Raw genomic sequence first — 2,669 nt, forward strand, 5'->3', positions numbered from 1 at the left:
CCGCTGGTCTTGTACCTCGCCCCGACTCTGTTCGGCGTGTTCGCCGAGCCGGTCTCCCGGCTCGATTTTGTTCGCCACGTCGGAACCGTCTGGCTGGCGATCGGCATCTGCGGCGGTCTGGTCCGCCTGGTCCAGCTCTTCGTGATCCGCGATCCCGGAACCGGTCTCATTTGGGTCTTCAAGGTGCTGACCGACCCCCTCCACAACATCGCGCTGTATTACAAGTCGCCGCTCGCCTTGCTGCGCGGTGAACTCATCGACAGCACCATCGGCGGCGCGGATTGGACCGACGAGGACGCCAAACAGGCTGCCCATCCGCTATGAGTGGCCGCGTCGCCCGATCCGCATGATCGTCGCCACACCAATAGCGCGCAACCGTGAACTAAATCACCTTCACGGAGATGTCCCTTCATCGAGGCACTTGATACCCGGCCATGTCAACGCTTTACTGCTCGCATGGACCCGACGAAAATTCGGCTGAGCTACCTCTTTGGCATTTTTGTCGCCGCGGTGATCGCCGCCGCGGTGCTGCGCCACGTTCTGCACGTCGAGGCAGGCTTCTCGCGCAAGGAAATTCTAGCGGGCGCGTTGACTGCCGCGTTCGCCGCCGTTTTTGCCGCGATTGTCCTGCTCCGACGGCGGCAGAGTTGAGAGCGATCCCGGGGCATCGGTTTCCCGATATTGAAGCAGAATGGAAAAACGCGGGATACGCTTGCCCCCAAGACGAATCAACAGGCTCGCCGGCTCGCGCCTGACGTCGCCGCTCTCGATGATTTCGATCTGCGGGTTCTCCTCCAGCCAGCGTTGCTTCTGCTCTTCGATATCGCGGGCATCCGTCCCCAGGATGAGGTGCTCTTTGGCCGCATTTTCAAAGCTCATGATGATCTGCCTGCTATCGATTAAGCATGGAAGGACTTGTAAGGATCGAAGAGCTTGCCGCTGACATGCGCTCACCTCGTGGAGTAGATTTGCCTGCGTCATAACCCGCAGGATTCGCGCTGGTTCCTAGTCGCTCGCTTTTCGAAGAAGAAATGGGCTGGCACTCGCCGCGCGGGAAAATATATGCAAATTCGCCTTAAACGTGTCAATGTAATGATTCATCTGGCTCAAGCGGCTGTGATGACATGACAGCGGTGACATGACAATCGTTAACATCTCGCCTGCGGCCGCCATGGAGGCGGCTCAATCGAATCACCCGCGGGAAGCTTTGCGGCCACACGAATTCGACCTTGCATGCGCCCTGAATGGTAGCCGTCTCGATCGCCTCGAATTGCAGTTTGAGCTCGGCACCTCGGTCGGAAACGTGTTTCGCATTGTCCAATTGATTCGAATTGTACCGCCGGTCGCCTTCCGCATCATGCTCTAAAGTTCCGCCAGCACCGCCTTGGCGATGTCGGCGGTGCCGTTGCCGCCGCCGAACTCCATCGGCTTGATGCCCTCCGCATAGGCCTTGTCGACCGCGCGCTCGATGCGCTCGCCTGCTTCCGCCGCGGTCTCCAGCCCGTGCTTGTCGGCGAGCCAGTCGAGCATCATCGCGGCCGACAGGATCATCGCGGTCGGGTTGGCCTTGCCTTGCCCCATGATGTCGGGCGCGGTGCCATGGCACGGTTGGAATACGGCATAGCGGTCGCCGATATCGGCTGACGGCGCCATGCCCATGCCACCGATCAGGCCGGCGGTCATGTCGGACAGGATGTCACCGAACATGTTCTCCATCACCATGACGTCGAAATCCCAGGGCCGTTTGACCAGCAGCGCGGAGCAGGCGTCGACATAGAGACGATCGGTCTTGACCTCAGGATGGCGCGAGGCGGCTTCATCGAACATCTCCCGAAAGAATGCGAAGGCCTTGAACACGTTCGCCTTGTCTACGCAGGTCAATGCGCCCGGCCGGCCGCGCGCCTTGCGGCGCTCGGCCAGCCGGAAGGAAAATTCGAACAGCCGTTCCGAGGTCTTGCGCGTGATCAGCAGCGTCTCGCGCGCCTCGTCATGGGTGACGACGCCCTTCCCCATCGAGGCGAACAGGCCTTCGGTGGATTCGCGGATCACCACGAGATCGATGCCACGCCGGTCGGCGCCGACGACCGGGCTCGGCACGCCTGGAATCAGCCGCGCCGGACGGACGCCGGCATAGAGGTCGAACTGAAAGCGCAGCTCGACCTGCGGCATGATCTCGGTATTATCAGGATAGCGTACCGACGGCAGCCCGCAGGCGCCGAGCAGGATCGCGTCGGCCTCCTCGCACAGCCGCAGCGTCGAATCCGGCATCGACTTGCCGGTCTCGAGATAATGGTGGGCGCCGGCCGCGGCCCCGGTGAAGCGGAATTTCAACCCCGCGCTCGCCTCGACCTTGCGCAGCACCTCGAGCGCCGGCGCCATCACCTCGGGGCCGATGCCGTCACCAGCCAGCACGGCGATATGGAGTGCGTCATTTGCGGACATGCGTGTTCCTTGGAACGGAAACGAAAAAGGGAAGTGACAGCCAAACATCGTTATCACGAGAAGCGAAGCGACGAAGCGATCCGTTCTTACCTTGCGGCTCCATGGATTGCTCACATGGGGAATGTGTCTGTCAAGGATGAGCAGTCACCTTTTTGTTCGACTGCGGGCCACCTCTTCGTCCCGACCCACAGGTTCTGCAGGATGACGCGCGCAGATCAAGTCAAGGC

At 61.2% G+C, this 2,669-nt stretch carries 2 protein-coding genes and 1 pseudogene; 1 reads left to right on the plus strand and 2 read right to left on the minus strand.

The features are described from left to right. Positions 1-324, plus strand: a pseudogene (locus WCB02_RS05715) (hypothetical protein); the annotation flags it as partial. A 252-nt stretch (positions 325-576) separates the two neighbouring features. On the opposite strand, the gene WCB02_RS05720 reads toward WCB02_RS05715, so the two are convergent. Together WCB02_RS05720 and WCB02_RS05725 are read right to left on the minus strand one after the other, a co-directional pair. After that, positions 577-981, minus strand: a complete 405-nt coding sequence (locus WCB02_RS05720) for a hypothetical protein (RefSeq protein ID WP_423956867.1) — start codon at positions 979-981, stop codon at positions 577-579. A gap of 381 nt (positions 982-1,362) precedes the next feature. Continuing rightward, complete coding sequence (locus tag WCB02_RS05725; protein WP_423956868.1) at positions 1,363-2,442, minus strand: isocitrate/isopropylmalate dehydrogenase family protein; 1,080 nt, start codon at positions 2,440-2,442, stop codon at positions 1,363-1,365. Between the last annotated feature and the right edge of the window lie 227 nt (positions 2,443-2,669).

This window comes from Bradyrhizobium sp. (genome assembly GCF_049581145.1).
Classification (GTDB): domain Bacteria; phylum Pseudomonadota; class Alphaproteobacteria; order Rhizobiales; family Xanthobacteraceae; genus Bradyrhizobium.